Origin of the sequence: Achromobacter spanius (genome assembly GCF_039673305.1) — a bacterium.
GTDB lineage: Bacteria > Pseudomonadota > Gammaproteobacteria > Burkholderiales > Burkholderiaceae_B > Achromobacter > Achromobacter spanius_F.
Map to the genome: position 1 here is coordinate 1 of NZ_JBDJLJ010000120.1, position 1,795 is coordinate 1,795.

General features: G+C 68.2%; 2 protein-coding genes and 1 pseudogene. All 3 read right to left on the minus strand.

Annotated features, from left to right (window positions below; translation table 11 throughout):
* The coding region (locus ABE485_RS31070; protein WP_346519095.1) for an ankyrin repeat domain-containing protein at positions 1 to 724 on the minus strand (724 nt) is incomplete at its 3' end.
* A 15-nt stretch (positions 725 to 739) separates the two neighbouring features.
* Positions 740 to 1,510 (minus strand): TatD family hydrolase, encoded by a 771-nt coding sequence (locus ABE485_RS31075; RefSeq protein ID WP_346519096.1) that lies wholly within the window; start codon positions 1,508 to 1,510, stop codon positions 740 to 742.
* Positions 1,511 to 1,579: 69 nt separating this feature from the next.
* Positions 1,580 to 1,795, minus strand: a pseudogene (locus ABE485_RS31080) (DNA polymerase III subunit delta'); the annotation flags it as partial.

A 1,795-nucleotide genomic window follows, 5' to 3' on the forward strand; every position in this document is an offset into this window, starting at 1 on the left:
CCGGCGCTCCGCCCTGCGCCGCCGCGCGGCGCTTGCGCTTGTCGTCCTCTGCCTTCGCGATCATGGCCGACAGTTCGGACGCCAGCGCCGTGGATTTGCCCGTCGTCGCCCAGGCGGCCGCATCCTGGCCCTTGGTGTCCTGGGTGGTGACGTCCGCCCCCGACTTGATCAGCAGATCCACCATGGGCTTGCGTCCCGACAGCGCCGCCATCATCAGCGGCGTCTCGCCGTTGGGCGCCGGCGCGTTGACCATTGCCTTGTTCGCCAGCAGCAGGCGGGCCATTTCCATCTGTCCCCGGGAGGCCGCGTAATGCAGCGGCGTCCAGCCCAGGCGGTTGACGTTGGCGCCGCGCGCGATCAGCTTGCGGGCGCGTTCGGTCTGGCCCGCGATGGCCAGGTACATCAGCGGGGTTTCCCCAGCGGGATTCTCGGCGTTCACGTCCGTGCGCTTGTCGGCCGCCAGCACGTCGAACACCTTCCAGGCGCCGTCCACCACCGCGCGCATGATGGCCGGCTGGCCGTTCTTGTAGCGGACGTTGGGATCGGACCCCTGGGCCAGCAAGGCCTTGATGTCGTCGGGATAGTCGTTGGCCACGTACACCCACCAGTCGGCGGAGTTGGCGGCCTGCGAGACCGGCGCGGCCAGCCCGATGGCCAGCGCCAGCAAGCCTGCGCGACCGCAGGACAGGAAGGCTTTGTGGGCAGATGCGAGGCTGATGGCCATGGGTATCCCTTTGAATTACTGCTTTATCTTGTTGAAAAGCCGGAAGAAATTATCCGTGGACGCGCGCGCCACATCAGCCACCGGAATGCCGCGCAGGTCCGCGATCTTCTCGGCGACGTGGATCACCTTGGAGGGATCGTTGAGCTTGCCGCGGTACGGCACCGGCGCCAGGTACGGCGAATCGGTTTCGATCAGCAGCCGGTCCAGCGGGACCTTGGCGGCCACTTCATGCACGATCTGGGCATTCTTGAACGTCACGATGCCCGACAGCGAGATGTAGAAATTCTGGTCCAGCGCGGCCTGGGCGACTTCCCAGGTTTCGGTGAAACAGTGCATCACGCCGCCGGCCTCGGACGCCTTCTCTTCACGCAGCATGCGCACCGTGTCCTCGGCCGACGAACGGGTGTGGACGATGAGCGGCAGGCCGGCGTCGCGCGCGGCGCGGATGTGGCGGCGAAAGCGCTCGCGCTGCCAGTCCAGCGGCTCCGACAGCCGGTAGTAGTCCAGGCCGGTCTCGCCGATGGCGACAACCTTGGGATGCGCCGACAGGCGCACCAGTTCTTCGGCGGTGGGATCCGGCGTGTCCTCGTAATCGGGGTGCACGCCCACCGAGGCCCAGAGGCGCTGCTCGGGCTCGACCAGCGACATCATGCCCGGCCATTCCGGCATGTTGACGCTGACGACCAGCGCGTGCGTGACCTGGTTTGCCGTCATGCGGTCAAGAATGGCCGGCAGATCGGCCGCCAGCTCCGGGAAATTCAAATGACAGTGGGAATCGACGTACATGGTGAGTCTGGTTGAAGGAGCCGGGGCGCCCCACCCCGGTTCCGGGCAAAGCGCCGCCGGATCAAGGGCTTACGCCTGGCAGGATAGCACCACGCGCTGCAGGGTGGCGTGGGCTAACAGCTTGGCGTTCATGGGGTGCGTGGCCAGCGCGCGCTGGCGGGTCAGCCGGCGCGCGGCCTCGGCCCCGCGGGGGGGCGTGATGGGGGGCGCCACGGGCGCCCCGCCCGCCGCCCGCGACGGGGAGTAGCGCACGGGCGCTCCCGCGGTGGCACGCAGCAGGGCTGT